The sequence below is a fragment of the Bradyrhizobium sp. 35 genome (genome assembly GCF_023073215.1).
Taxonomy (GTDB): Bacteria; Pseudomonadota; Alphaproteobacteria; order Rhizobiales; family Xanthobacteraceae; genus Bradyrhizobium; species Bradyrhizobium canariense_D.
In genome coordinates, this window is sequence record NZ_JADPJC010000157.1 from 649,818 (window position 1) to 675,272 (window position 25,455).

The 25,455-nt window shown below is 64.4% G+C and carries 26 protein-coding genes; 8 read left to right on the top strand and 18 right to left on the bottom strand.

All coding sequences use genetic code 11. The features are described 5' to 3' along the window. Positions 1-28 precede the first annotated feature (28 nt). Together IVB36_RS35300 and IVB36_RS35305 are read right to left on the bottom strand one after the other, a co-directional pair. The gene (locus IVB36_RS35300; protein ID WP_247394524.1) at positions 29-1,174 is read right to left on the bottom strand and encodes a patatin-like phospholipase family protein; all 1,146 of its coding nucleotides are present in this window, start codon (positions 1,172-1,174) and stop codon (positions 29-31) included. A gap of 68 nt (positions 1,175-1,242) precedes the next feature. Then, positions 1,243-2,058 carry a 3-hydroxybutyrate dehydrogenase gene (locus tag IVB36_RS35305; RefSeq protein ID WP_247394734.1) on the bottom strand — a complete coding sequence of 272 codons (816 nt, stop codon included), beginning with the start codon at positions 2,056-2,058 and terminating at the stop codon, positions 1,243-1,245. Between the two features lie 177 nt (positions 2,059-2,235). Here IVB36_RS35305 and IVB36_RS35310 point away from each other — a divergent pair, with 177 nt between their 5' ends. Beyond that, complete coding sequence (locus IVB36_RS35310; protein ID WP_247394527.1) at positions 2,236-3,123, top strand: LysR family transcriptional regulator; 888 nt, start codon at positions 2,236-2,238, stop codon at positions 3,121-3,123. A gap of 24 nt (positions 3,124-3,147) precedes the next feature. On the opposite strand, the gene IVB36_RS35315 is transcribed toward IVB36_RS35310, so the two are convergent. Both IVB36_RS35315 and IVB36_RS35320 read right to left on the bottom strand, forming a co-directional pair. Further along, positions 3,148-3,864 carry a peroxiredoxin-like family protein gene (locus IVB36_RS35315; protein WP_085362251.1) on the bottom strand — a complete coding sequence of 239 codons (717 nt, stop codon included), beginning with the start codon at positions 3,862-3,864 and terminating at the stop codon, positions 3,148-3,150. A gap of 80 nt (positions 3,865-3,944) precedes the next feature. Then, positions 3,945-4,229 carry a hypothetical protein gene (locus IVB36_RS35320; protein ID WP_247394530.1) on the bottom strand — a complete coding sequence of 95 codons (285 nt, stop codon included), beginning with the start codon at positions 4,227-4,229 and terminating at the stop codon, positions 3,945-3,947. A gap of 242 nt (positions 4,230-4,471) precedes the next feature. On the opposite strand from IVB36_RS35320, the gene IVB36_RS35325 reads away from it, so the two are divergent. Together IVB36_RS35325 and IVB36_RS35330 are read left to right on the top strand one after the other, a co-directional pair. After that, the gene (locus IVB36_RS35325) at positions 4,472-4,954 is read left to right on the top strand and encodes a cupin domain-containing protein (protein ID WP_204510570.1); all 483 of its coding nucleotides are present in this window, start codon (positions 4,472-4,474) and stop codon (positions 4,952-4,954) included. A gap of 100 nt (positions 4,955-5,054) precedes the next feature. Further along, a complete protein-coding gene (locus IVB36_RS35330) occupies positions 5,055-6,257 on the top strand; it encodes an MFS transporter (RefSeq protein WP_085352100.1) in 1,203 nt (400 codons plus the stop codon). Here IVB36_RS35330 and ccoS read toward each other — a convergent pair. From ccoS to IVB36_RS35380, 10 genes are all read right to left on the bottom strand, one after another. Then, the gene (gene ccoS / locus IVB36_RS35335) at positions 6,254-6,421 is read right to left on the bottom strand and encodes a cbb3-type cytochrome oxidase assembly protein CcoS (RefSeq protein ID WP_007594007.1); all 168 of its coding nucleotides are present in this window, start codon (positions 6,419-6,421) and stop codon (positions 6,254-6,256) included. The two genes, IVB36_RS35330 and ccoS, sit on opposite strands and share 4 nt — an antisense overlap. Continuing rightward, entirely contained in the window at positions 6,421-8,613 is a 2,193-nt protein-coding gene (locus tag IVB36_RS35340; RefSeq protein ID WP_247394675.1) for a cation-translocating P-type ATPase, read from the bottom strand. The genes ccoS and IVB36_RS35340 overlap by 1 nt, the downstream gene beginning before the upstream one ends. Positions 8,614-8,624: 11 nt before the next feature. Next, positions 8,625-9,110 carry a FixH family protein gene (locus IVB36_RS35345; RefSeq protein ID WP_247394533.1) on the bottom strand — a complete coding sequence of 162 codons (486 nt, stop codon included), beginning with the start codon at positions 9,108-9,110 and terminating at the stop codon, positions 8,625-8,627. Between the two features lie 15 nt (positions 9,111-9,125). Further along, positions 9,126-10,592: a cytochrome c oxidase accessory protein CcoG gene (gene ccoG / locus IVB36_RS35350; RefSeq protein ID WP_085362245.1), complete on the bottom strand. Its 1,467-nt coding sequence runs from the start codon at positions 10,590-10,592 to the stop codon at positions 9,126-9,128. A gap of 111 nt (positions 10,593-10,703) precedes the next feature. Next, positions 10,704-11,579, bottom strand: coding sequence for a cytochrome-c oxidase, cbb3-type subunit III (gene ccoP / locus IVB36_RS35355; protein ID WP_247394677.1), 876 nt, complete (start codon positions 11,577-11,579; stop codon positions 10,704-10,706). A gap of 6 nt (positions 11,580-11,585) precedes the next feature. Next, on the bottom strand, positions 11,586-11,750 hold the full coding sequence (locus tag IVB36_RS35360; RefSeq protein ID WP_018457132.1) for a CcoQ/FixQ family Cbb3-type cytochrome c oxidase assembly chaperone: 165 nt from the start codon (positions 11,748-11,750) through the stop codon (positions 11,586-11,588). A 13-nt stretch (positions 11,751-11,763) separates the two neighbouring features. Further along, positions 11,764-12,498: a cytochrome-c oxidase, cbb3-type subunit II gene (ccoO, locus tag IVB36_RS35365; RefSeq protein ID WP_247300297.1), complete on the bottom strand. Its 735-nt coding sequence runs from the start codon at positions 12,496-12,498 to the stop codon at positions 11,764-11,766. Positions 12,499-12,508: 10 nt separating this feature from the next. Continuing rightward, positions 12,509-14,158, bottom strand: a complete 1,650-nt coding sequence (gene ccoN / locus IVB36_RS35370; RefSeq protein ID WP_247394558.1) for a cytochrome-c oxidase, cbb3-type subunit I — start codon at positions 14,156-14,158, stop codon at positions 12,509-12,511. A 211-nt stretch (positions 14,159-14,369) separates the two neighbouring features. Beyond that, positions 14,370-14,795, bottom strand: coding sequence for a CBS domain-containing protein (locus IVB36_RS35375; RefSeq protein WP_085362242.1), 426 nt, complete (start codon positions 14,793-14,795; stop codon positions 14,370-14,372). Positions 14,796-14,833: 38 nt separating this feature from the next. After that, positions 14,834-15,667, bottom strand: a complete 834-nt coding sequence (locus tag IVB36_RS35380) for a universal stress protein (RefSeq protein WP_247394561.1) — start codon at positions 15,665-15,667, stop codon at positions 14,834-14,836. A 205-nt stretch (positions 15,668-15,872) separates the two neighbouring features. On the opposite strand from IVB36_RS35380, the gene fixL reads away from it, so the two are divergent. The 4 genes from fixL (at position 15,873) to IVB36_RS35400 (ending at position 19,296) form a co-directional block, all read left to right on the top strand. Further along, a complete protein-coding gene (gene fixL / locus IVB36_RS35385) occupies positions 15,873-17,390 on the top strand; it encodes a sensor protein FixL (protein ID WP_085362240.1) in 1,518 nt (505 codons plus the stop codon). A gap of 3 nt (positions 17,391-17,393) precedes the next feature. Then, positions 17,394-18,011, top strand: a complete 618-nt coding sequence (fixJ, locus tag IVB36_RS35390; RefSeq protein WP_018457137.1) for a response regulator FixJ — start codon at positions 17,394-17,396, stop codon at positions 18,009-18,011. Between the two features lie 59 nt (positions 18,012-18,070). Then, positions 18,071-18,490: a response regulator gene (locus tag IVB36_RS35395; RefSeq protein WP_247394564.1), complete on the top strand. Its 420-nt coding sequence runs from the start codon at positions 18,071-18,073 to the stop codon at positions 18,488-18,490. Between the two features lie 107 nt (positions 18,491-18,597). Beyond that, entirely contained in the window at positions 18,598-19,296 is a 699-nt protein-coding gene (locus IVB36_RS35400; protein WP_026233309.1) for a helix-turn-helix domain-containing protein, read from the top strand. A 38-nt stretch (positions 19,297-19,334) separates the two neighbouring features. Here the strand turns inward: IVB36_RS35400 and IVB36_RS35405 are convergent, their stop codons facing one another. The 4 genes from IVB36_RS35405 to IVB36_RS35420 are packed head-to-tail and all read right to left on the bottom strand — an operon-like array spanning position 19,335 to position 25,240. After that, on the bottom strand, positions 19,335-20,648 hold the full coding sequence (locus IVB36_RS35405; protein ID WP_166517750.1) for an MFS transporter: 1,314 nt from the start codon (positions 20,646-20,648) through the stop codon (positions 19,335-19,337). A gap of 23 nt (positions 20,649-20,671) precedes the next feature. Then, the gene (locus IVB36_RS35410) at positions 20,672-21,193 is read right to left on the bottom strand and encodes a PRC-barrel domain-containing protein (RefSeq protein WP_026233310.1); all 522 of its coding nucleotides are present in this window, start codon (positions 21,191-21,193) and stop codon (positions 20,672-20,674) included. Positions 21,194-21,215: 22 nt separating this feature from the next. Beyond that, positions 21,216-23,420 carry an amylo-alpha-1,6-glucosidase gene (locus IVB36_RS35415; RefSeq protein ID WP_247394579.1) on the bottom strand — a complete coding sequence of 735 codons (2,205 nt, stop codon included), beginning with the start codon at positions 23,418-23,420 and terminating at the stop codon, positions 21,216-21,218. 56 nt (positions 23,421-23,476) lie between these two features. After that, positions 23,477-25,240, bottom strand: a complete 1,764-nt coding sequence (locus tag IVB36_RS35420; protein ID WP_026233312.1) for an ABC transporter ATP-binding protein — start codon at positions 25,238-25,240, stop codon at positions 23,477-23,479. On the opposite strand from IVB36_RS35420, the gene IVB36_RS35425 reads away from it, so the two are divergent. Further along, positions 25,163-25,408, top strand: coding sequence for a hypothetical protein (locus IVB36_RS35425; protein ID WP_018457144.1), 246 nt, complete (start codon positions 25,163-25,165; stop codon positions 25,406-25,408). The two genes, IVB36_RS35420 and IVB36_RS35425, sit on opposite strands and share 78 nt — an antisense overlap. Positions 25,409-25,455: the final 47 nt, after the last annotated feature.

Consider the following 25,455-nt stretch of genomic DNA (forward strand, 5'->3'; position numbering starts at 1 on the left):
TCGATGAAGGGGACGATCGCTTGCGGCCCTACTCCGCCGCCATCGGCATCTCGTCCATATGTTCGTGCAGCACCACGCTCGCGAGCGGATCGAACTCGCCAACCCACGGCCTTCGCTCAAGCACTGACTTTGTGTGCGAATAGCCGGCATCCCAGCGCCGCATGATGCCGGACGGACTGAAGTCGATATCCTTGGTGTGGCTCTCGCGGTCGAGCTGCGGCGCAAGCAGGCGCACGACATGCATCCTGGTCGGGCAGCCGTAGTCGATCAATTCCCTCACCGCCGGATTGCTGCGCTCGCTTTCAGGCAGTCGCGCGGCGAGCTGGCTAATGACGTGGCGCAGGCGATGGGTTTGCTGCTGGCGCGTGATCTGGCTCGCGATCCGGCTGGAATATTGCACATCCTTGTGCCGGTTCAGCACCTCCGCCATCGTGGTCGGCTCGGCGCCGGCGGGATTCCACAAATGCACGGCGAGGATCAGCGAATTTTTGCGCGGATTGTCGTCGAAGACGGCCTCGGTCGGCGTGTTCGACAGAATGCCGCCGTCCCAATAGAGCTCGCCGTCGATGCGTACCGCCGGAAACGCCGGCGGCAGCGCGCCCGAAGCCATGACATGCTTCACCGTCAGCTCGCCGTCGCGGCTGTCGAAATAGTGCATCTGGCTGCTGCGGACGTGAGCGGCGCCGACCGTCAACCGTGGCGCGCAGCGGTTGATCCGGCCGAAATCGACAAGCTCGAGCAGCGTCCGCTCCAGCGGCGCCGTCGAATAGAAGCCGGCGTGATCGGCTCCGAGCGGATAGGAATCGCCCGCATGCGCCAATGGATTGGGACGGAAGAAGCCGGGAATGCCGTGGGTCAAGGTCGACCAATAGGCGAGCTTTTCATTGAAGCCGGCAAACGGGGTGCGCAGATTCCAGACCGGATTCTGCTCCATCCGTTTCCAGAACTGCTTCAGGCGCAGCAGCCGCTGGTCAGGCGCGTTGCCCGCAATGAGCCACGCATTGATGGCGCCGATCGAGGTGCCGATGATCCAGTCCGGCTCGATGCCGGCCTCGTGCAGCGCCTGGTACACCCCGGCCTGATAGGATCCGAGTGCACCGCCGCCCTGAAGCACCAGCACCACCTGGCCGGGCAGATCCTTCGACACGCTGGTATCGCGCTTCACATCGTTCATATTCTGCTCCCTGAGAGCCCGTACCCTTGCCATGTTCGCTCCTAACGATCCTATGTTACGCGCTCGCCTCAATGCGCGGTCCAGCCTCCGTCCCCGGGCAACGCAATCCCGGTGATCGTGGCCGCTGCGTTGGTGGACAGAAATACGCTGAGCGCACCGAGCTCCTCGACGGTCGAGAAGCGCTTGTTCGGCTGTTGCGCCAGCAGCACGTCACGGATCACCTGGTCACGCGAGATTCCATGCGCCTTGGCCTGCCCATCGATCTGCGCCTCGACCAGTGGCGTATAGACATAGCCGGGACAGATCGCGTTGCAGGTAATGCCCTCTTCTGCCGTCTCCAGCGCGGTCACCTTGGTGAGCCCGACGATGCCGTGCTTGGCGGCGACGTAGGCCGCCTTGAACGGCGAGGCGACCAGGCCGTGCGCGGAGGCGATGTTGATGATCCGCCCGAACCCGTTCTGTCGCATTGCGGGCAGCGCGAGCCGCGTGGTGTGGAAGGCCGACGACAGATTGATCGCGAGGATCTGGTCCCATTTCTCGACCGGAAACTGCTCCAGCGGCGCAACGTGCTGGATGCCGGCATTGTTGATCAGGATATCCAGGCGGCCGGCCTGCGCAACCGTCGCCGCGATCATTTCGGCGATCGAATTCGGTCTGGTCATGTCGGCCGGCGAAAACCTTGCCTTGACGCCGAACTCCGCCGCGATCTGCTCGCGCGTCCGGTCGAGCTCGGCCGCCACACCAAGGCCGTTCAGCACGATGTCGGCGCCGGCCGCGGCAAGTGCCCGCGCGATACCGAGGCCGATGCCACTGGTTGAGCCCGTGACCAGCGCAACCTTGCCCGCGAGCGCCCGGGAGGCGGACGTCTGCGGCTTGACGGACATATTCACGGGCAAACTCCTTTGGCATGACGACTTGTGCTGAGCCGACTGTGAAGCATCGCCGGGTTTGACGGAAATGCCCGTTGGCTTCCGAAACCATGCCTGTGCTCTATTGCGGTCGGGATGTCATTCTCCGCGCCGATCGGCTAGCTTTCGGCTGATCTTGCCGGGAGCCGATCCATGGAAATGCACCAGGTCCGCTATTTCCTCGCGGTGGCGCAACTCTTGAACTTCACGCGTGCCGCCGAGGAATGCAACGTGACGCAGCCTTCGCTGACGCGCGCGATCAAGCAGCTCGAGGCCGAGCTCGGCGGCGATCTGTTTCGCCGCGAACGGCCCGCGGCGCAATTGACCGAGCTCGGCCAGCGCATGCATCCGCTGCTGAAGCAGTGTTTCGAAGCGGCCACCGGCGCCCGATCGCTGGCCTCCTCGTTCCGGAGCGGCGAGATCGGCGCGCTCCGCGTCGCGCTGACGCATGCGATCGACCTGTCGCTCCTCATTCCGCATCTCAACCAGATCAAGCGGCAGTTCAACCGGCTCGAATTCCGCTTCCTGCGCGGCTCGAGTCGTGAAGTGGCCGAGTTCCTGAAGAAGGGCGAGGCCGAGCTAGGGATTGCCGCGGACATCGACGAGGCCTGGGAGCGGCTCGATGTCTGGCCGCTGTTCACCGAGAGCTTCGAGCTCGTGGTCAGCGACGGACACCGCCTCGCCGGCCGCAGCAGCATCGAACTGGACGATCTGCGCGCGGAGCAGCTGCTGAGCCGGACGTTTTGCGAGCATTCCGCCCGTATCTCGGCGAGCCTGCGCGAGCACGGCATCGCGATCGAGCAGGGTCACGAAATCTCGAACGAGCGCGATTTGATCGAGCTGGTCGAGGCCGACATCGGCGTCGCCATGCTGCCGCACACCTCGCCCGTTCCGGAGACGTTGACGCGCGCTGCGGTCGCCGGGCTGGACGCCCGTCGCACCGTCAGCCTCTACGGGGTGGCCGGCCGGCAGCGCACGGCGGTGGCCAATGCCGTTATGCGCATGTTGCGCGGTGCGGATTGGCGGGAGATTGCGGGGTAGCAGCCACGCTCGCTCCTCACTCTTTCAGGCCTCCCTGCTCGCGCCTTCCAACGCTTCAAGCAGATCATCGATCTCGATTCGCTTGCGGAAATCCGGATCGACGAAGCGGGCTTTCACGAGACCGTCGCGACCAACGACGAACACGGCCGGGATCGGCAGCATCCAGCCATCATTGCCGTGGAATTTCGCCATGTCCTGATAGGACAACAGGTGCTGGATCTCGGCACCGAGCCAGATCGCGAGATTGAGCGACAACGCATAGCCGTTGTCGAGGTCGGTCAGGATCGGAAATGGGGCACCAGCTTCCGCCTTGAGCTGCTGGGTGTATTCCTGCGTCTCCGGCATGATCGCGACTATGCGCGCACCCATGGACTCGACGCGGTCCAGCGCCTGGACCACCGCGCGGACATTGAGCCGGCAATAGGGACACCAATGGCCGCGGAAAAACATCACGGCGACCGGGCCGCTCTCCAGCAGTGAGGACAGCGCGACGAGACGCCCGCTCTCGTCCGGCAACATGAACGGCGGCATCGACTCGCCCGGACGCGGCGCGGTCTCGCCGCCGCCGTTTCCATTCAATCTGGTCACCAGATTGTCGACTGCCTCGCCATAGGCCGGGAACACGTCGCGGCTGGCGTCGGCATAGGCGCGGAGCTGCTCGTTCAGCGTGCCATCCATGTCACGGCAGCGCTGGAAGGCGTGTTTAAGCCGCTCGGCATCGGCCGGCGAGAGAGAGGTCATCTTGCGCTCCAGCGTTCAGGGGACGAATATTAGGTGCCCGATCCGGCCGCCCGCAAGGGGCGGCCGTCATGCGCACGCGATCAGTTCACGTAGAAATTGCCGGTCGGGTCCAGGCGCCCCGAGGTGGAATACAGCGATCCGTTGTCCATGAAGAAGACGGTGTTGTCGGGGACTTTCTTGGCGTTCTTCATCATGGCCTCGTGGTTCTTCTCCGCCGGGGCCATGGCCATCGCCGACATCTTGCCGGGTCCGCCATACATGTAGGCCATGCCGGCCTTGAAGTCCCATGTGGCTTCCGAGAAGGCCGATGTGGCGATGACCACGAACGCAGCCGTGGCAATCAAGGTCTTGGACAATTTCGTCATGAGATGTTCCTCCGGAGTGACGTGAACGCCCGCCAACCGGGCGCCCCACCATCGAACGCCAGTCGCTCGGGAAGCGGAAATGCCAATCCCCAATCGGTTCGATAGCGAGCGCCTATCGGGCCCGATAGCGCCGGTCTATCGCAGCGAGAGCGAAAGAGCATTTCAGAACGAGCGCCCTCTCGACGAAAGTCCCAACAGAGCCAGCGACCATTGCGGTTGCGGCCAACACAGGAGACGTCCCGATGTTCAAGCATCACACATTGTCGCGTGCGGTCTGGCCCGGCCTGGCCATCCTCGGCGTATTGACACTCTCGGCGCAGCCAGTCTCCGCCGGCGAATGCCCGGCCGACAAGATCAAGCCGAACGCGCAGCAGATGGTCGACTACAAGCCGGTCGGCGTCACCGACGTCACGCTCGGCGCCATCGACCTCGGCAAACAGCCGGCGCATATCGAAGGCCGCGAGCTGCGCTTCCGCAAGCTGACCATCGAGCCCGGCGGCATCGTGCCCTGGCACAGCCATGACGACCGCCCTGCCCTGATCTTCGTGCAGCAAGGCGAGATCGTCGAACACGTTTCCAACTGCGTCGATCCGATCGTGCACAAGGCCGGCGACATCCGCCCGGAGGTGTCCGGCACCTCGCACTGGTGGAAGAACCTCGGCAAGGAAACGGTCATTCTCTATGTCGGCGACGTCCGCAAGGACCCGCACGACCACAACATGTAACGGGTGCGCGACCCCAGCGCACGCGTGACGGAATGTGGCGCCCGCGATCCCCATGCTGCCCCGCATGCGGGCGCCACATTCATCACAAGGGAGGCCTGCCATGACCGATCTTTCCGCGCCGATCAAACCAACCGCGATGACGATGGACGCGCATTCACCAGGTCTTGCGCTTCGCTCTCTCGTGATCGGCCTCACTGCCTTCCTGACGGTCGTCGATCTCTTCGCGACACAGGCGATCCTGCCCTCGCTGACGCGCCGCTACGGCGTCACGCCGGCCGCGATGAGCCTGGCCGTCAACGCCAGCACGTTCGGCATGGCTGTCGCAGGCCTCGTCGTCGGCCTTCTCAGCCCGCACATCGACAGGCGGACCGGCATCCTGCTCAGCCTGACCCTGCTCGCGATTCCGACGAGCCTGCTGGCGACTGCGCCCAATCTTGCCGTCTTCACCGGCCTGCGGGTCGCGCAGGGCCTCTGCATGGCATCCGCCTTCGCGTTGACATTGGCTCATCTCGGCGAGCAATGCAGCGCAATGGATTCCGGCGGCGCCTTTGCCGCCTACATCACAGGAAACGTCGCCAGCAATCTCGTCGGCCGGCTGGTCTCGGCCGCGATCGCCGATAGCCTTGGCCTGGCATGGAATTTCTACTTCTTCGCGGCCCTCAATCTGGCCGGTGCCGCCCTGGTCTATTTCACCATTGCGCGCGTACAGCCGACGCGTGCAACGACGTCGACGGCATCGGCGTTTGCCGCGACGATCGCGCAGTGGCAGGATGCACGGCTGCGTGCCGCCTACGGCATCGGCTTCTGCATCCTGTTCGCATTCATCGGCACCTTCACATTCGTCAATTTCGTTCTGGTTCGACCACCGCTGTCGCTGGGCATGATGGACCTCGGCTTCGTTTACTTCGTCTTCCTGCCGTCGGTGGTCACCACGTTGCTGGCTGGCAAAGTGGCGTCGCGCCTCGGAACGCGTCCGACGATCTGGGGCTCGCTCGCCATCGCCGGGGTCGGCTTGCCGCTGATGTTGGTCCCGCACCTGGGCGCGGTCCTCGCCGGGATGGTTCTGGTCGGAAGCGGCACCTTTTCCGCGCAAGCGGCTGCGACAGGATTCGTCGGACAGGCTGCGGCTGTAAACCGCGGCATCGCCAGCGGCACCTATCTCGCCTGCTATTTCTGCGGTGGGCTCGTCGGCACCGCCGTCCTCGGCCGGCTGTTCGACGCGTATGGCTGGCATGCCTGCGTGGCCGGGGTGGGCCTGGCGCTCGCTGTCGCGGCCCTGCTGACGCTCGCCTTGAAGCGCTAGCGCTTGGCCGGCGCCTCCTGCGGCGGCTCGTCGTCGGCGATGGCGCGCCAGGCGGCGCCGTCGAGATCGTCGTACTGGCCGCTTCGAAGCGACCAAAGGAAAGCGGCCAGACCGGCGAGACCGAGCATCAGCGCCAGCGGCACCAGGATGACCAGAATTTCCATCACACGATCTCCCGCGGGGCGCCGCGCGCACGCAGCGAATTCAGCATCACCAGGATCGACGATCCGCTCATGGCGGCAGCCGCGATCAAGGGCGTGACGACGCCGCTGATCGCGACCGGCACCGCGAGGAAATTGTAGCCGATCGCCAGCCAGAGATTCTGCCGCATCAGGTGCAGCGCCTTGCGCGAAGCATCGATGGCGGCGACGACCGGAGCCAGCGGCCGGCCGAGAAAGACGAGATCGGCGGTCGCCTGGCTCAAATGCGCGGCCGAGATCGGCGACATCGAGACGTGCGCTGCCGCCAGCGACGGCGCATCATTCATGCCGTCGCCGACCATCAGGACCTTCATGCCCCGCTGCTTCAAGACCTCGATCCGCGCGATCTTGTCGGCCGGGGTCACGCCGGCTCGCCATTCGGAGATACCCAGCGCATGGGCCGCCGCGATCACCGCCGGTTCACGGTCGCCGGAGAGAATCTCGATGCCGATATTGCGCGCCTTCAGCGCCGCGATCACAGCCTGCGCATCGGGACGGAGGCCCTGGCGCACGGAGAGGATGAATTTTTCGCTGCCATTGCTGAACGCCACGACGGAGGCTTCGGGATCGAGATTTGTCACGTCGGAGACCAGCGTCTCGGCGCCGCAGAAGGACGGACGGCCGAGGCGAATCTCGATGCCATCGAGCACAGCGCGCACGCCCTGGCCGGCCTCCTCGACCGCGCTAACGATCGGCGATCTGGCGTCGGAGGCCTGCGCGACCGCGGCGGCGACCGGATGATGGCTCGACAGCGCGAGCCGCCCGGCAAGCTCGAAGATATCGGCGGGAATATCGGCCGCATTCATCACTTCGAGATCGGGCAGCGTCAGCGTGCCGCTCTTGTCGAAGATGACGTGATCGGCTTCCGCGAGACGCTCGATGGCATCGCCGGAATTCAGCAGCACACCCGCCTTGAACATCGCGCCAGAGGCCACGGTCTGTACCGTCGGAATGGCGAGCCCGAGCGCGCAGGGACAGGTGATGATCAGCACCGCGACGCCGGTCACGATGGCATCATGCCAGCCGGCGTCCGCGATGACCCAGCCGAGGATGGTGACGAGCGCGGTGGCATGCACCACCGGCGCGTAGAGTCGCGAAGCGCGGTCTGCGAGCCGCATGTAGCGCGAGCGCGCCTGCAGCGCATTGTCGAGCAGCCGCGTGATCTCGGCGAGCAGCGTCGCCTCGGAGGCCGCCGAGACCCGCACCCGCAAGGTCCCTGAGATGTTCATCGATCCCGCATAGACCGGCGTGCCCTGCTCGGCCGTGACATAGAGCGTCTCGCCGGTGATCAGGCTCTGGTCGATCTCGGAACGGCCCTCGATCACAGTGCCGTCGACCGCGCAGCGCTCGCCGGGCCGCAGCAGCACGATGTCGCCGGGATAGATCGCGGCCACCGGCACTTGGGATATCTCGTCGGGCCCGACGAACTTGGCCGCGGTCTCCGCCTTAAGCGCGGCGAGATTGCCCGCGACCGCGCGGGTCCGCCGCCGCATGTTCTGGTCGAGGAAGCGACCGACCAGGAGGAAAGTGAGCAGCATGATCGCCGCGTCGAAATAGGCGTGCTCGGCGTGGTTGATGGTCTCGACCACGGACATGCCGAGCGCCAGCGTCACGCCGATCGAGATCGGCACGTCCATGTTGGTGGTCCTGGCCGACAGCGCGCGCCAGGCCGAGCGGAAGAACGGCTGGCCGGCATAGGCCGCCGCCGGCAGCGCGATCAGCGCCGACAGCCAGTGGAAGAAATCGCGCTGCTCCGGCAGCATGTCCGAGACGTTGCCGGACCACACCGGGATCGATAGCATCATCACGTTCATGGTGGCGAACGCGGCGACGCCGAGGCAGCGCAGCAGGAAGCGCGATTCGGCGACCTCGGTCGCCTCCGCGCTCTCGGTCTCGTAAGGATAGGCCTTATAGCCGAGCTCTTCGAGGCGGTCGATGAAGCTGATAGGATCGAGCGTGCCCGCCTTCCATTCCAGTGCAACGCGCCGGTCGGTGAGGTTCACGCGCGCCAGCATGACGTCGGGAATCGCGGATAGCCCGCGCTCGATCTTGGCCATGCAGCCGGCGCAGTGCACGCCCTCGACCGCGAGATCGATGTGCTGGACGCCCTCGCCCGCAGTCCGGACGTAATGCGAAAAGTCCCGCGAGACGTGCATGGCAAAATCCTTCAGTTCAGGATCACGCGGTTGCGGGACTTGAACACGCGCGTTCCCCGCGCCTCGCCCTCGATCACCAGGTCCCATTGGCCCGGCGCGACCGATGCGACATTGCCGCGATAGAGGCCGATGCCGGCCTCCGAGAGCTCGATGGCGAGATCGGCGCGCTTGTCAGTCGGCCGCTCCAGGCGGCCGCCGAATTTCAGTCCGGCGATCGGCTGGCCGCTCGCGTCGCGCGCCTCGACCTGAAGCACGGCGCCGCCATCGGCGCGGCGCTCGACATGGGCGTTGACCTTCCATTTGCGCGCGGCCTGGTCCTGCGCCGCCGAAATTTCGCGGTCATAGGTGAGGCCCGCGGCATAGGGGCTGTCGACGTCCGTCCCTGGCAGCGTCGCGATCGCGAGCTTCATCATGGTCGCGTTGACGCCGATCACGACGCCGAAGAAGGCGACCAGCATCAGAAACACTTTTGTTCCGGTCAGCGGCTTGGTTGCCATGGCGAACTCCTGATCCTAGGGCGCGACGAAATTGTCGGTGGCGCTGGCGACTTCGCCGAGGCCGATATCGGTGACGTGAAAGTGAACCGGGATGGACTTTTCCGGATTGCCCTCCACCGGAGCGGTCACGAGCAGCCGCAGCTCGCTGGTGGAGTCGCGCGGAACCACGATCATCGGCCGGTCCGGCGTCACAGAATCGATTCCGATGACATGGATTGTCGCATTGACCGGGCCGCTCGCGTCGATCGCGATGACCCGGTCGTAACCGCTCTTGTTGAGCAGCCGCACCGTGTAGGCATTGCGGATCGAGCCGTCGCTGAGCCTGACCGCGATCGGGTTGCGGTCGTGCAGCACGTTGACGTCGAGCAGGCTGCGAGTCGCCAGCGTATAGATCATGATGCCGCCGACCGCCGCGATGATCGCGCTGTAGGCGACGGTGCGGGCCCGGACGATGCGGTAGATCGGCGCCTTGCCTTCCTGGCGGCGCTGGATGTTGACGTCGTTGTCATAGCCGATCAGCCGCTTCGGCCGGCCGATTTTCGTCATCACATTGTCGCAGGCATCAATGCAGAGCCCGCACTGGATGCATTCCATCTGCGGTCCGTTGCGGATGTCGATGCCGGTCGGGCAGACCGCCACGCACTGGTAGCAATCGACGCAATCACCAACCTGCTGCCCGAGCGCGCGCAGCTCGGCCGCCTTCTTCACCGACGTACGCTTCTCGCCTCGGTCGTAGCGGTAGGTGACGTTGAGCGCCCATTCATCGGTCAGCGCCGCCTGGATGCGCGGCCACGGGCACATATAGGTGCAGACCTGCTCGCGCATGTAGCCGGCGAGCAGATAGGTCGTCGCGGTGAGAATGCCGATCCAGACATAGGCGAGCATCGGCGCCTGGAACGTGACGAGTTCCTTGACCAGCGTCGGTGCGTCGTTGAAATAGAGCACCCAGGCGCCGCCGGTCCACCACCCGATCAAGAGCCAGATCGAATGCTTGAGCACGATCTCGGAGATCCGCTCCAGCTTCATCGGGTCGGACGATTTGTCCTTCTTCATCCGCTCGCGCCGGTCACCCTCGATCAGACGCTCGACCGCATAGAACAGGTCGGTCCACACCGTCTGCGGACAGAGATAGCCGCACCAGATACGGCCGCCGACCGAGTTCATCAGGAATAGCGCCACCGCGGCGACGATCAGCAGGCCGGTGAAGTAGTAGACCTCCTGCGGCCACAGCTCGATGAAGAAGAAATAGAAGCGACTGTTGGGAAGATCGATCAGCACCGCTTGGCTGGGAGCGCCGAGTCCGCGGTTCCAGCGCACGAACGGCAGGAAGTAGTAGACGCCGAGGCAGAAGGCCATCAGGCCCCATTTGATCCGGCGGAAGGTGCCGGAGGTGCTCTGGGGATAGACTTTCTTCTGGGCCACATAGAGCGGCCCGTTGTCATCGTCTAATGGGAGCTCTTTTGGGTTCGCGGTCCTGTTCATCGCCTGCAGCTTTTCGAGAGGTGCGATAAAACCTAGACCCGACGCCGCCGCGTCAGTTGATCCAGCGCAAGCGGGGGCTTTTTTTGTTCGCCCCCGCTTGTCCCGGATTGGCTATTTTCCGCCGCCCAGCGAGTGGACGTAAACTGCCATCGCCTTGATGGTGGCGGGATCGAGCCGCCCTTCCCAGGCCGGCATCACGCCCGCGCGGCCCTGGCTGATGGTCTCGATCAGCGTCGCCTCGTCCGAACCATAGAGCCAGATCTTATCGGTCAGGTTAGGGGCACCCATCTCCGGGTTGCCCTTGCCGCCGTCGCCATGGCAGGCGACGCAATTCTCCGCGAAGATCTTCTCGCCCTTGGCCGCGTCATAGCCCTTGCGGGTCGGAAGGCCCGACAGTGCCCGGACATAGTTGGCGGCCGTGACGATCTCATCCGGCTTCAGCACGCCGTCCTTGCCGAATGCGAGCATCTGGCCTTCATGCGTCTTGGCGTGGCCGGAACGTGCGCCGAACTGGATGGTCTGCATGATCTGGTCGAGCGAACCGCCCCACAGCCAGTCGTCGTCGTTCAGATTCGGATAGCCCTTGGCACCCGCGCCGCCTGAGCCGTGACATGGCGCGCAATTGTCGCCGAACACGGTCTTGCCCTTGGCGCGCGCGAGCGCCAGCAGCGCCGGGTCCTTCTCGATGTCGGCGAGCGAGGCCGCGCCCAGCGCAACCATCTTGGCTCCGCGGATCTTCTCGAGATTGGCGAGCTCGACCGCGACATCGACGCGTGTCGAGTAGCCGAACAGGCCCGTGGTATTGCTGGAGATCAGGGGCCAGGCCGGATACACGATCCAGTAGCCGATCGACCAGACGATGGTGAGGTAGAAGCTGATCACCCACCAGCGCGGCAGCGGCGTGTTGAGCTCCTTGATGCCGTCCCATTCATGTCCGGTCGTGGACTTGCCGGTGACGGAATCGATGTCGCTATGATGATCGGTCATGGTCTCTCACTCCTCCCGCAACGGCAGGTGTGCTGCTTCGTCGAACGCAGCCTTGTTACGGGGCCATAATGCGTAGGCGATGATCGCGAGAAAGATCGCGACGAACACCGGCGTCCAGATCGTGGTCACGAGACCGGACGCGAGATTGTCGAGTGTCAGGATGGCTTTCATCGTGGGTGCCTTCTCAGCGAAGATTGGCTTTCTCGTTGTAGATCTTGAAATCGACCAGCGTGCCGAGCATCTGGAGATAGGCGATCAGCGCGTCCATCTCGGTCGGCGTGCCGGCCTTGCCGTCGAAGTTGCGCACCACGGCCTTGGCGTAGCGCTTGGTGAAAGCGTCGGAGCCGGCATTGTCAGGATCGGCCTGGGCCTTCATGTCGGCGCCCGCATTGGCGATCTGGTCGTCGGTGTAGGGCGTGCCGACGGTCCGCAGCGTGCGCATGTGGTCGGCGATCGTGTCCGGATCGACCTCGGTCTGGCTGAGGAACGGATAGCCTGGCATCACCGACTGCGGCACGATCGCGCGCGGATTGGCCAGATGGGTCACATGCCAGTCGTCGGAATATTTGGCGCCGACGCGGGCAAGGTCGGGACCGGTGCGCTTCGAGCCCCACTGGAACGGATGGTCGTACATGCTCTCGGCGGCCAACGAGAAATGTCCGTAGCGCTCGACCTCGTCGCGCAAGGGCCGGATCATCTGCGAATGGCAGAGATAGCAGCCCTCGCGGATGTAGACGTTGCGCCCGGCGAGCTCCAGCGGCGTATACGGCCTGATCCCGTCGACCGCCTCGATCGTGCTCTTGAGGTAGAACAGCGGGGTGATCTCGACGAGACCGCCGATCGCGATCACCAGCAGGATGCCGACGATGAGGATGATCGAGTTCTTTTCGAAGATTTGGTGGCGTGTCCAGAACGACATGGAAGACTCCTCATTCCGCCAGCTGAAGAGCGACGGGCATCTGGACTTCCTGTTCGCCGACGCGAACCGTCATCCAGAGATTATAGGCCATGATCAGCGCGCCGATCAGGAACAGCCCGCCGCCGGCGGCGCGGATGATGTAGAAGGGATGCATCGCCTCGACGGTCTCGATGAAGGAATATTCGAGGAAGCCGAGCGAGGTGTAGGCGCGCCACATCAGGCCCTGGAGGATGCCGGACACCCACATCGCCGAGATGTAGAGGACGATGCCAAGCGTCGCGATCCAGAAGTGCCAGTTGACGAGCTTGAGGCTGTAGAGGCCCTTCCGATTCCAGATCCAGGGCACGAGGCAGTAGAGCGCGCCGAAGGAGACGAAACCAACCCAGCCGAGCGCGCCGGAGTGCACGTGGCCGATGGTCCAGTCGGTGTAGTGGCTGAGCGAGTTGACCACCTTGATCGACATCATCGGGCCTTCGAAGGTCGACATGCCGTAGAAGGCGACGGAGACCACGAGCATGCGCAGCACGGGATCGGTGCGCAGCTTGTCCCAGGCGCCCGACAGCGTCATCAGGCCGTTGATCATGCCGCCCCAGGACGGCATCCACAGCATGATGGAGAAGGTCATGCCGAGCGTCTGGGTCCAGTCCGGCAGCGCCGTGTAGTGCAGATGGTGTGGGCCGGCCCAGATGTACAGGAAGATCAGCGCCCAGAAGTGGATGATCGAGAGACGGTAGGAATAGATCGGCCGCTCGGCCCGCTTCGGGATGAAGTAATACATGATGGCGAGGAAGCCGGCGGTCAGGAAGAAGCCGACCGCGTTGTGGCCGTACCACCACTGGAACATGGCATCCTGGATGCCGCCCCAGGCGATGTAGGATTTCGAGCCGAACACCGAGACCGGCAGCGCCGGGTTGTTGCCGAGATGCAAGACCGCGATCGTCACGATGAAGGCGAGATAGAACCAGTTCGCGACAAAGATGTGCGGCTCCTTGCGCTTGATGATCGTGGCAAGGAAGACCAGCAGATAGGTGACCCAGACGATGGTCAGCCACAGATCGGCGTACCATTCCGGCTCGGCATATTCCTTCGACTGGGTGACGCCGAGCAGATAGCCGGTGCCGGCGATCAGGATGAAGAAATTGTAGCCTACGACGACGAACCAGGGCGCGAGATCGCCTGCAAGGCGCACGCGGCAGCTCTTCTGGACGACGTAGAACGACGTCGCGATCAGGACGTTGCCGCCGAAGGCGAAGATCACTGCGGACGTGTGCAGCGGACGCAGGCGGCCGAAGCTGGTCCAGGGCAGATCGAAGTTCAGCGCCGGCCACGCCAGTTGCGAGGCGATGATGAGGCCGACGAGAAAGCCGGCAATGCCCCAGAACATCGCCATGACGGAGGAGAACTTGATCGGCCCCATGTTGTAGTTGGGCCGGCCGTTGATCTCCGCAGGCGGCAGCGCCGCCGGTCGGTCGAGGTAACGATTGATGATGCAGAAGACCGCGGCCAGGCTCGCCGCCGCGCTCAGCGCGGCATGGAAGGCGAAGGGCGCATCGAGCGCCTTGGCCGAGGCAATCACGCAGAGGAAGGCGGTGACCGCGAACACGACAGCCAGGCCGCTTTCACCTGACGTCATGGACTTGGAGATGGAGGGCTGGCTCATGCGGACTCTCTCTGAAAGAACACAGGGCCAGAAACCACATTCGCCCTCGCGGGGAATTGATTGAAATCAAGCTATGTGGATTTCTGTTAATGTGAGACCGATGTAGATCGCAGAGCGATATCAGTCGCTTGGGCACCGCAGAGCATAAACGGGCAGCCCACCGCCTGCGTGACATGGCGGAGTCGAGAATTGCGAATCTGCAGCCGCCTCCTCAGTCGCGTGCCGTCGCCTTGAGCGCCGCGATGACGTCCTCGCGCGCGACGATTCCGATCAGCTTCTGCGCGCCGTCGAGCACGATGATGCTCCTGATGCGGTGCTCGACCATGATCTGGAGCACGCGCGTCAGCCGCGTGTCGGGGCTGACATAGATAAAGTCGGGCGTCATGACGTCGCCGATTTTGCGGGTCATCAGGTCGTGGTAGCGCGGCAGCATCTGGCTCGGCGTGAAGGCGAAGCACTTCAGGATGTCGAACTTGGTGACGATACCGACGACCTGTCCGTCGTCCTCGACCGGATAGGAATTGAAATCATCGCGCTCGAACATCTCGCTCAGCGCGAGCAGGTCGAGGTCGCGCCTCACTGTCCTGACGTCCTGCGTCATGTAGCTTTCGACGGTCTGTTCAAGGAATCTGTACACGGCGCGTCCTCTTTGATTGGTCTTGTATCGCTCCAGCGTCAGTGCGACAGCAGCACGCAGCGGGCAGATTGAGTGACCAGATATTGGGTGACGCCGCCGAGGATCAGTTCGCGGAAGCGCGAATGACCGTAGGCACCGGCGACGATCATGCTGGCGCCGACGTCGCCGGCAATTTTCTCCAGTTGCCCGACGACGGTTTCGTTCCGGGCCGCTTCGGAAACGCGCGTGATCGCGGTCACGCCGTGGCGGGCAAGCCACGCCGTCACGTCGGTCGCGCCAGCGACCGCGGCAGTGCGGTCGTCGTCACCTTCGGGAATTGCGAGGACGGTGACATCCCTGGCCTTGCGCAGTAATGGCAGCGCATCGGCGAGCGCCCGCCGCGCTTCCGGCGTATCCTTCCACGTCACCAGGACGCTGCGCAGATCGAGCCAGTTGATCCCGTCAGGCACGACCAGGATCGGTCGGCCGGCTTGCATCACCAGATCCTTTGGGCTCGCGAGCGCGAAGGCGTCGGAGAAGGCCGGGCTCTGCCCGCCGGCGACGACGATGTCGGCGCAACGTGCCTGAGCGAACGTAAAGCGCGCCGGGAAATCCATGGCGCTGCGCCATTCCACATGCCCGCCGCGATTCCTGATCGCGGCGCGGAATTGCGCCTCAAGCCTGCTCAGGCGTCGCTTGACCGAGGCTTCTCCCTCATCGATCAGTCCCTGCGCTGCGGCGCCATCGCTGTAGTAGAGCGGCGGGGCGAACTGCGCCGCAGCAACGCCGATGATCGACGCCTCAAATCGTTCGGCAAGCTCGCCCGCGACCTGAAGCCGCGCCTCGTTGGGCTGATCGAGCGCCAGGCTGACCATCACGGTCGCGTATGTCATCGGAGTCTCCGGGGCAATGAGCTTTGATCCGATCGTAAGCCCACCGCCGCCGGGGCAGGATGAGATAGATCAAAACCTTGGATCACCGCGCCGGCCGGAAATCTGCCGATGGTATAAGACATCGGAACTTGCCTCTGGCCCCTCCTTGGGTACATTGCCAACGGTAACGCTGTGCGGTTCCCCGCATCAGAATGGGAGTGATCGTTTGGCGCCGACCCGCGTGATTCATCCGCAAGATGACGGCCGGGGCGAACATTTCCGCGTTCGAATCGAAGGATTTGGCGTCGGGACCTGGGACCTCGATCTCAAGACACTGGAGTTGGAGTGGTCGGAGACGGCCAGGATCCTGTTCGGAATCGAATCTGGCCAATCGGTGAGTTACGCGCTGTTCCTGTCCCGGCTGGAGCCGAACGACCGCGAGCGGATCGAGAGTGCGATCCGACACGTCTCCGAACGGGGCGGCAGCTTCGACGTGTCGTTCAGGGTCGCGGGGGCGTTGGGCAGAGCGCAGTGGATCCGTGCGCGCGCGGGGCTGATTCGGGACGACGCCGGCGCCGCCCGACATCTCAGCGGCATCTTTCTTGACGTCGATGAAGAGAAGCAGGTCGAGGAAACCCTGCGCACGCGCGAGAGTCACCTCCGCTCGATCCTCCAGACGATTCCAGACGCCATGATCGTCATCGACGGCCACGGCGTCATCCAGCTCTTCAGCGCGGCGGCCGAGCGCCTGTTCGGCTGGGTCGAGTCGGAGGCGATCGGCCAGAACGTCCGCATCCTGATGCCGGAGCCCGACAGCTCACGTCACGACGGCTACATCGCGCGCTACCGGACCACCAGCGACCCACACATCATCGGCATCGGCCGCATCGTGACCGGCAAGCGCCGCGACGGCACGACCTTTCCGATGCACCTGTCGATCGGCGAGATGCAGTCGGGCGGCGAGCCCTATTTCACCGGTTTCGTCCGCGATCTGACCGAGCATCAGAAAACCCAGGCGCGGCTCCAGGAACTGCAGTCCGAACTTGTCCACGTCTCGCGGCTGAGCGCGATGGGCGAAATGGCGTCCGCGCTCGCTCACGAGCTCAACCAGCCGCTGGCAGCGATCAGCAACTACATGAAGGGGTCGCGGCGGCTCCTCGCCGGAAGCCAGGATCCGAATACGCCGAAGATCGAGAGCGCGCTGGACCGCGCCGCCGAGCAGGCGCTGCGCGCCGGCCAGATCATCCGCCGCTTGCGCGACTTCGTCTCCCGCGGCGAATCGGAGAAAAGGGTCGAGAGCCTGTCCAAGCTGATCGAGGAGGCCGGCGCGCTCGGGCTCGCCGGCGCGCGCGAGCAGGACGTGCAGCTTCGGTTCAGCCTCAATCCAAATGCCGATCTCGTGCTCGCCGACCGGGTGCAAATCCAGCAGGTGCTGGTCAACCTCTTCCGCAACGCGCTGGAAGCGATGGCGAAGTCGCCACGGCGCGAGCTCGTCGTCACCAACACCCGCGCCGCCGACGACATGATCGAGATCGAGGTCTCCGACTCCGGCTCCGGCTTCCAGGACGACGTCATGCCAAACCTGTTTCAGACTTTCTTCACCACCAAAGACACCGGCATGGGCGTGGGACTGTCCATCAGCCGCTCGATCATCGAGGCTCACGGCGGCCGGATGTGGGCCGAGAGCAATGCATCGGGTGGGGCGACATTCCGCTTCACCTTGCCGGCAGCCGACGAGAACTGATCCATGACGACCAAGGGAACCATCTACGTCATTGACGACGACGAGGCGATGCGGGATTCGCTGAACTTCCTGCTGGATTCAGCCGGCTTCGGCGTCACACTGTTCGACAACGCGCAGAGTTTTCTCGATGCCCTGCCCGGCCTCGCCTTCGGCTGCGTCGTCTCCGACGTGCGGATGCCCGGCATCGATGGGATCGAGCTTCTGAAGCGCCTGAAGGCGCAGCGCAGCCGGTTTCCGATCCTGATCATGACCGGTCATGGCGACGTGCCGCTCGCGGTCGAGGCGATGAAGCTCGGTGCGATGGATTTCCTGGAAAAGCCGTTCGAGGATGACCGCCTCGTCGCCATGATCGAATCCGCGATCCGCGAGGGCGAGCCGGCCGCCAGGAACGAGGCCATGGGCCAGGACGTCGCCGCTCGCGTCGCGTCCCTGAGCCCCAGAGAACGACAGGTCATGGAGGGGCTGATCGCGGGCCTCTCCAACAAGCTGATCGCTCGCGAGTACGACATCAGCCCGCGCACCATCGAGGTCTACCGGGCCAACGTAATGACCAAGATGCAGGCCAACAGCCTGTCGGAGCTGGTCCGGCTAGCGATGCGCGCCGGAATGCTCAATGATTGAAGTCAACAGGAGTTGAGGCAAGTCAAAACCCTCCGCTCGCCCTGTGCTACCAGATCGGAATGATTGCGATCAGCTCCCATCCCGAGCGGCTCCAGATGTCGTCACCCGCAAAGCCAACTGTCTATGTGGTCGACGACGATGCCGCTGTGCTTGGCTCGCTGAGGTTTTTGCTGGAAACCGACGGTTTTGCCGTACGGACCTTCAGGAACGCCACGGCGCTGCTCAATGCGGCGCGCCCGTCCGGTGCAGACTGTTACGTGATCGACTACAAAATGCCTGACTTTAACGGCATCGAGCTGGCCGGGCGACTGCGCCAGTCCGAGGGCGATACCCCCGTGATCCTGATCACCGGCTATCCCGACTCGAATATCTCGGCCCGGGCGGCGGCCGCGGGCGTGAATGAAGTGATTCTGAAGCCGCTTCTGGACGAAAACCTGGTCAAACGCATTCGCCACGCCATCCAGAACCGGGGTCCATAGCTGACCTACGGGATTCTACGTAAGGCAATCTCCTTAAGATATCTCGCGAAATTTTCGAGGCACCCGATACCGCGTACCTAAGCGTCATCACAACGGAGATGGCGCAGATGCTGACCCAGACCTTCAACGCCCCGGCGATCAAGACCCAGATCGGCGGCAAGATCGCACCCGCCCATCCCGTCTCCGACCAGTTCGGTGCGATCGCCGGCCATGTCGGCCTCGTTGCCACCGAGTTCTCCTACCGCAAGGAAGAGGAAATCTATGGCGAGGACGAGTCGGCCGAGTATGTCTATCAGGTCGTCACCGGCGCCGTGCGCAGCTACAAGCTTCTCTCCGACGGCCGCCGCCAGATCGGCTCCTTCCACCTTCCCGGCGACGTGTTCGGGCTCGAATCCGGCACCACCCACCGCCTTGCTGCTGAAGCTATCATCGACACCACTGTGCGCCTCGTGAAGCGCGCGAGCCTCGAGAAGGCCGCAGCCACCGACGTCCAGGTCGCCCGCAAGCTTTGGGCGATGACCGCCGGTGAGCTTCGCCACGCCGAGGACCACATGCTGCTGCTGGGCCGCAAGACCGCGATGGAGCGCGTCGCAACCTTCCTGCTCGAAATGGACCGCCGCCTCGCGGTTGCAGGCATGATGGCGCTGCCGATGTGCCGCCGCGACATCGGCGACTATCTCGGTCTCACGCTCGAGACCGTCTCGCGCGCGCTGTCGCAGCTTCACGCCCAGGGCATTCTCGGCTTCTCCGGCGCCCGCCATATCGTGCTGCGCAACCGCGCACGCCTGCACAATCTCGACGCCTGATCTCCCCTCTCCCACCCCCTCATGGCCGGCTGATTGATTCAGCCGGCCATTTCTTTTGCTGCGATCATGCCCTTGCGCCGCGTCTCCGGCATGACAAGCAGAATAAGCAGAAGTCCCGTCGCCGCGACGCCGGACAGTCCGGTGAACGCCATGGCATTGCCGAATTTATCGCTGACATAGCCGCCAAGCGCGGTGCTCAGCGACGCGCCGATGCCCATTGCCGTGCCGACAATGCCCTGCGCGAGGTTGAAATGGCCGCTGCCGAAGGCGACGTCGGCCACGATCAGCGGGATCATCACCGCGAACACCGCCGCTGTGAGGCCGTCGAACACCTGCACCAGCACCAGCAGATACGGATCGCGCACTGTCGCGAACAGCAGACCGCGAATCGTCAGCGCCGCGAATCCGATCAGCAGCAGCGGCCTGCGGCCCCATACTTGCGCCTTGCGCCCGACGCTCGGCGACAGCAGCGCCACGATCGCCTGCGGCACGACAATGCAAAAAGCGACGAGCACCGTCGCCCACTCGCTCGATCGCGCTGTCACCGCGCTTGCCATCAGCGGCATCATCGAGGCGTTCGCGAGCTGCAACAAGAGCACGCTGAGCGCAAAGACAATGAGCGGCCGCTGCCGGATCAGATGCCAGATATTGGTGTCGCCGCGATCCTCCGCCTCGCGCGGCATCTCGCCGTGACAGCGCGCGATGTCGACCTCATGCTCGCGGATGCGAGAGAGCGCGATCAAGGTGGGGATTGCGAGCAGAAAGGTGACCAGGAATACCGAGCGGCTCGACAGCAGATAGCCGGCCGTTCCCATCACGGCGGCCGCAACGCCGTTGCCAAGCGAAGCAAAGCGCGCGTTGCGGCCGAGACGCTCGCCGATCGCGAGCGGGCCGACCAGACCGAGGCTGATCGCCGCGATCGCCGGTCCGAGCACGCAGCTCGCAGCCGCGTGCAGGGTGGCCGCAGCCACCACCACGGGGAAGACTGGCATCGCCGCATAGGCGAGCGCGCAGCAGCCGATGGTGGCGATGGCGAGGCCTGCGACCAGCCGTTCGGATTTGGCGGCATCGATGATGGCGCCGCCTGGCATCTGGCCGATCAGGGCAACGATGCCGCCGATCGACAGCACGAGGCCGATCTCGACCTGGGTCCATTTCTGGGTCGTCAGATAAACTGCGATGAACGGCCCGAATCCGGTCTGCACGTCGGCGAGGAAGAAGATGAACCAGTCGAGGCCACGCAGGCTTTGGCGCGACGGCGCCGGAATGCCGGCAGGCGACGGCGCCGAGAATTTATCCTGCTCAACGCGGCCCTCGCGGTCTGCATCATTCGGCTTCCTCGACAACAGCACCGGCGGCCATCCCTCCCCGCGCCTCACTGAACGGCTTGCAGCGGCTGCAGGCTGCCGGACGCGCCGAGTACCACCATCGGCGTGTCCTCCTTGTATTCCGGCGCGGCTGCGACCTGTGCCTTGGTCAATTCCAGCGTGATGCTGTCCTTCTTGTTGGTGATCTTGCCGAATCGGAGCGCGTTCCAGTCCACCACGATCTTGCGGCTGCCGACGCCGAGGAAGCCGCCGAAATCGATCACGGCGGCGCGCACGTGCCCGCTCCGATCGACGATGACGTCGACGATGCGGCCCATGTCTTCGTTCGCCGCGCTGAGCACGTCACGGCCAAGCACACCGTGCGCATCGCTCGCGCCGATGATCGTGACCGACGGCGGTGGCGCGGCATTCTTTGGCGTGACGGGGACCGATGACGCCGGCGGCTGCGCCGTCGGCGGTGCATTCGCTTCCGTCGAGGGTGCGGGCGACTCCTCCGCGGCGCGTGACACGGCGAGAGTCGTTCCGCAGACGATCACGACGCCCAGAGCCAACCATCCGGCGGTACGCATGCACCCTCCTTCCGGCGCGCCGCTAGCGCGCCAGCACGATCGAGACCTGAATCTGGCCACGCGTGCGCAACACCTCCAGCGCCACGTCGTCGCCATGGCGGCTGACGCGCAGGTCCACGCTGGACTCGCCCAGACGCAGATCGCGCAAGATCACCTCGTGCAGGAACGCCGGCAGATGCGGATTGCGCAGCCGGATCTCGCCGCGCGCCACGTCGAACTCGATGCCCAGCGCCGCCTCCAATAGCGTGAACGCCGTTGCGCTGGCCCAGGCCTGCGGCGCGCAGGCGACCGGATAGAGCGTCGGGCCGCGCCGCTTTTCGCGCCGGAAACCGCAGAACAATTCGGGCAACCGGCGCAGGTCCATGTAGGTCGCGGCGTCGAACAATCCCTTGAAGACATGCGCGACCGAATGCTTGAGCCCATAACGCGCGAGCCCGAGCGCGATCAGCGCATTGTCGTGCGGCCAGATCGACCCGTCATGATAGGACATCGGATTGTAACGCACCTCGCCTTGCGCGACGGTGCGGATGCCCCAGCCCGAGAAGAAATGCGGCCGCATCAAATCGGCGGCGACGAGGCGCGCGCGGTCCTCGCGGATCATGCCGCTGAACAGGACCTGGCCGGCGTTGGAGGTCCGCACCTTGCAGGGCCGCTTCTTGCCGTCGAGCGCAAGCGCATAGGTACCGAGCTCCTCGCACCAGAACGCGGCCTCGAAACGCTCGGCCAGCGTCTTGGCCTCGGCCTCGAGCTTCTTGGCGAGATCAGGCTTGCCCAGGCGGAGCGCGCAGCGCGCGGCGAGCCGCTTGGCCGCAAAGACGTAACCTTGAACCTCGGCCAGCGCGAGATTGCCTTCCGCGAGCTGGCCATCAGCATGGAAGATCGCGTCGTAGGAATCCTTCCAGCCCTGGTTGGCGAGGCCCTTTTCCGTGGCGCGCTGATATTCGACGAAGCCGTCCTTGTCGGGGTCCCCCGGACCGTCGATCCAGGCCAGCCCCGCCTCGATCGCCGGCCACAGCTCGGTCAACGTCGTCTGGTCGCCGGTGCGCTCGAAATAGCTTCCCGCCAGCAGGACGAACAAGGCCGTGGAATCGACGCTGCCGTAATATTGCGCGAACGGTACCTCCCGCAGCGCCGCCATCTCGCCGCCGCGCATCTCATGCAGGATCTTGCCTGGCGCGGCATCGGCGAGCGGATCGACCGCCTTGGCTTGGAAATGGGCGAGCCGCCGCAGCACGCCCTTGGCGATTCGCGGATCGACCCACAGCATCTGCAACGCGGTGATCAGCCCGTCACGGCCGAACGTCGTCGAGTACCAGGGAATTCCCGCATAGGGATAGCGGCCCTGCGGCGTCTCCGTCATCAGCATGTTGAGGTCGGCCATGGCCTGGCACAGCACCTCGTTGAAGATGTTGTTGGAGGTCTCGATGCTGGCCGCCCCCATCGTCGATTGCCGCATCTCGCGGCGATGGGCGAGCAGGCTTCTGAAAAAGCGAGCAGGCTTCTCCGCGACCGGCCGATTGCAGGACACGGCCACGAACAAGGATTTCGACTCATGCGGGTCGAGTTCGAGCTGCCAGGTCGCGGCATTCACCGACAACTTGGTTGGGCGCGGGTCGAAATGCAGGCCCGTGGTGCGCTCGGCGTCATCGAGACCGCGGTAGTCGAACAGCACGTCGGTCGGTCCCAACAGCCGGCTCGAGCCGATGCCGCGGCGCGGGCGCCGTTCGCCGCGGACCTCGAACAGATCGGCGAAATCGTTGTCGAACAGCAGCGTCAGCGCAAAGCCGGCCGGGCGGTCGCCGTGGTTCTGCACGCCGATGCGCTGATAGGCGGTGCCGCGCCATAGGAAGATCGTGCGCACGATGTGCAGCAGGTCCTTTTGCAGCACGAGGCTGCCCTGCCGGTAGATGTCCGGATTGGTGAGATCGACGGTCAGGGCTGAATTGTCGTCGCGCAGGTTCGAGCCCAGCAGCAACGGCTGGAGATCGTCGAGCACGAGCTCGAGCCTCGCAAGGTAGCGCGTGTCGTGATGAAACAGGCCATCGGGCCCGCCGGCCGAAGCGCCGATGTCGCCATGGCTGTCGAGCACGATAAAGGTGTCGTCGTGCTTGAGCGAACGCCGCGGCCGCGCTGACGGTCCCGTCATCGGAATATAGAAAGGCTGCTCCGCGACCTGGTCCACGGTCCGCGTCACGGAGACGAATTGGGTAACGGCTTCAACCGACATCAGCAGCTCCCCTGCGCTTGTTTCGACACGCAACCGACTCGAACGCGACTATTGGTTTACGCGGCGGCTTGGGCGAGCCGGCTCATTTCCTGCGTGACCAGCTCACGATAGGGCCCGTGGCCCTGCATCAGACGCTCGGGCGACCCGTCCTCGATGATCTTACCACCCCTCAACACGACCACGCGATCGAAATTGCGCAGGGTCGCGAGGCGATGCGCGATCGCGATGACCGTCCGGCCGCGCATCAGCCGCGACAACGCCTCGCGGATCGCCTCCTCGGATTCGCTGTCGAGCGCGGCGGTCGCCTCGTCCAGCAGCAGGATCGGCGCGTCCTTCAGGAAGGCGCGCGCGATTGCGATGCGCTGGCGCTGGCCGCCGGACATCTTGACGCCGCGGTCGCCGACCATGGTGTCGAGACCACCAGGCAGACTCTCGACGAAATCGCAGCGCGCCGCAATGGCCGCACGCAGCACCTCGTCGTCGGTCGCGTTCGGGCGACCATAGCGGATATTCTCGCGAATCGAGCGGTGGAACAAGGAAATGTCCTGCGGCACGACCGAGATGGCCTCGCGCAGGCTCAGCTGCGTCACCTTGGAAATGTCCTGGCCGTCGATGGTGATACTTCCCTCGTCGGTATCGTAGAAGCGCTGGAGCAGCGTGAACAGCGTCGACTTGCCGCCGCCGGACTGGCCGACCAGGCCGACGCGCTGGCCGGGTTGCAGCCGCAGGCTGAAGCGCTCGAAGATCTTTTCGCCGCCGGGATAGCCGAAGGTGACATTGTTGAACGCGATCGCGGCGCCGCTCTTCACCAGCGGCTCGGCCTCGGGGTGGTCGCGCAATTCATGCGGCACCAGCAGTGTGGCGATCGCCTCGGTCAGCCGCGCAACGTGCTGGGTGACGTCGACCAGCGCCACCGCGAGATCGCGCGTCGCGTTCAGTATGGAGAGACCGAGGGTGCAGACCAGCACGACGTCGCCGGTCGTTGCCCTGCCGTCCTGCCAGAGCATGATCGCCCAGGCCATCAGGGCGATCGTGAGCACGACTGTGACGCCGGCATGGATAAGCCGCAGCTTCTCCAGATAGCGCAGGCTGCGGCCGCGCGCGGTGAGCTCCCGGTTCACGGTCGCGTCGAACCGCTCATGCTCGTGCCCGATGCCGCAGAAGGCGCGCACCAGCGGCATGTTGCTGATGACGTCGATCATCTCGCCGTCGACGACGGCGGCTTTGTCGGCGAAGTCGTCATGCAGAGGTTTCCCTGCGGCCGCAAGGCGGAACATCGCAAGCACCATGCCGCCGGCAATCACCATCAGGCCGAGTGCCATGTAAGGGCTGACGGTTCCAATCAGCGCGATGGCCGCAACTGTTGCGATGCACGGCGGCAACACATTCCAGACGAACATGTTTTCGACCGTGAACACCGCATTGGACGTCGCCGTGATGCGGCTCGTCAGCATGCCAGGCATCCGGTCGGAGAAGTAGCTCGGCGCGTGGCCGGTCAGATGACGAAATATGTCACGGCGTAAATCACCCGTGACACGGACGAAGGTGAAGCTGGCGGTCCAGCTCGCGATCCGCCAAAGGAAATTATCGGCGGCGATCAACGTCATGAGGAAAATGAATGCCAGCCATACGCTCCCACCATGCGAAGCGCCGGCCGACAAGCTGTCGACCAGGGATTTGACGCCATACTGAGTGCCTACTGAGCAGGCAACGGCCGCCACCACAGCGGTCAGGATCACGAGATGCGACGCGAGCCGACGCCGAAGATAGCGCAAAACAAAGGCAAACGGCCGGTGCGCATACCCAGAAAGATGATCCATGTGACTATTGACCCCGTCGTGATGATTCAAACTTTTGTTGTTAGCCGACTGAACATCGACCACTTCGCCTCGGTTCCCGGGCAACGCCATCACGACATGCGGATGCGGGCGTTCTGCGAAGATGTGATGGCAGCATCGCGACAGGCGTCCGACGTGTCGAATAAGTAACGTTCGGAAGGAGGAACTTCGCAAGTGCGGGAACGTTCCCTTGTCTG

Bases quoted from the DNA above. Each gene is read 5' to 3' on its own strand.
- IVB36_RS35300 (WP_247394524.1), bottom strand. From the start codon at position 1,174: ATGAACGATGTGAAGCGCGATACCAGCGTGTCGAAGGATCTGCCCGGC.
- IVB36_RS35305 (WP_247394734.1), bottom strand. From the start codon at position 2,058: ATGTCCGTCAAGCCGCAGACGTCCGCCTCCCGGGCGCTCGCGGGCAAG.
- IVB36_RS35310 (WP_247394527.1), top strand. From the start codon at position 2,236: ATGGAAATGCACCAGGTCCGCTATTTCCTCGCGGTGGCGCAACTCTTG.
- IVB36_RS35315 (WP_085362251.1), bottom strand. From the start codon at position 3,864: ATGACCTCTCTCTCGCCGGCCGATGCCGAGCGGCTTAAACACGCCTTC.
- IVB36_RS35320 (WP_247394530.1), bottom strand. From the start codon at position 4,229: ATGACGAAATTGTCCAAGACCTTGATTGCCACGGCTGCGTTCGTGGTC.
- IVB36_RS35325 (WP_204510570.1), top strand. From the start codon at position 4,472: ATGTTCAAGCATCACACATTGTCGCGTGCGGTCTGGCCCGGCCTGGCC.
- IVB36_RS35330 (WP_085352100.1), top strand. From the start codon at position 5,055: ATGACCGATCTTTCCGCGCCGATCAAACCAACCGCGATGACGATGGAC.
- ccoS (WP_007594007.1), bottom strand. From the start codon at position 6,421: ATGGAAATTCTGGTCATCCTGGTGCCGCTGGCGCTGATGCTCGGTCTC.
- IVB36_RS35340 (WP_247394675.1), bottom strand. From the start codon at position 8,613: ATGCACGTCTCGCGGGACTTTTCGCATTACGTCCGGACTGCGGGCGAG.
- IVB36_RS35345 (WP_247394533.1), bottom strand. From the start codon at position 9,110: ATGGCAACCAAGCCGCTGACCGGAACAAAAGTGTTTCTGATGCTGGTC.
- ccoG (WP_085362245.1), bottom strand. From the start codon at position 10,592: ATGAACAGGACCGCGAACCCAAAAGAGCTCCCATTAGACGATGACAAC.
- ccoP (WP_247394677.1), bottom strand. From the start codon at position 11,579: ATGACCGATCATCATAGCGACATCGATTCCGTCACCGGCAAGTCCACG.
- IVB36_RS35360 (WP_018457132.1), bottom strand. From the start codon at position 11,750: ATGAAAGCCATCCTGACACTCGACAATCTCGCGTCCGGTCTCGTGACC.
- ccoO (WP_247300297.1), bottom strand. From the start codon at position 12,498: ATGTCGTTCTGGACACGCCACCAAATCTTCGAAAAGAACTCGATCATC.
- ccoN (WP_247394558.1), bottom strand. From the start codon at position 14,158: ATGAGCCAGCCCTCCATCTCCAAGTCCATGACGTCAGGTGAAAGCGGC.
- IVB36_RS35380 (WP_247394561.1), bottom strand. From the start codon at position 15,667: ATGACATACGCGACCGTGATGGTCAGCCTGGCGCTCGATCAGCCCAAC.
- fixJ (WP_018457137.1), top strand. From the start codon at position 17,394: ATGACGACCAAGGGAACCATCTACGTCATTGACGACGACGAGGCGATG.
- IVB36_RS35395 (WP_247394564.1), top strand. From the start codon at position 18,071: ATGATTGCGATCAGCTCCCATCCCGAGCGGCTCCAGATGTCGTCACCC.
- IVB36_RS35400 (WP_026233309.1), top strand. From the start codon at position 18,598: ATGCTGACCCAGACCTTCAACGCCCCGGCGATCAAGACCCAGATCGGC.
- IVB36_RS35410 (WP_026233310.1), bottom strand. From the start codon at position 21,193: ATGCGTACCGCCGGATGGTTGGCTCTGGGCGTCGTGATCGTCTGCGGA.
- IVB36_RS35415 (WP_247394579.1), bottom strand. From the start codon at position 23,420: ATGTCGGTTGAAGCCGTTACCCAATTCGTCTCCGTGACGCGGACCGTG.
- IVB36_RS35425 (WP_018457144.1), top strand. From the start codon at position 25,163: ATGCGACGCGAGCCGACGCCGAAGATAGCGCAAAACAAAGGCAAACGG.
- IVB36_RS35420 (WP_026233312.1), bottom strand. From the start codon at position 25,240: ATGGATCATCTTTCTGGGTATGCGCACCGGCCGTTTGCCTTTGTTTTG.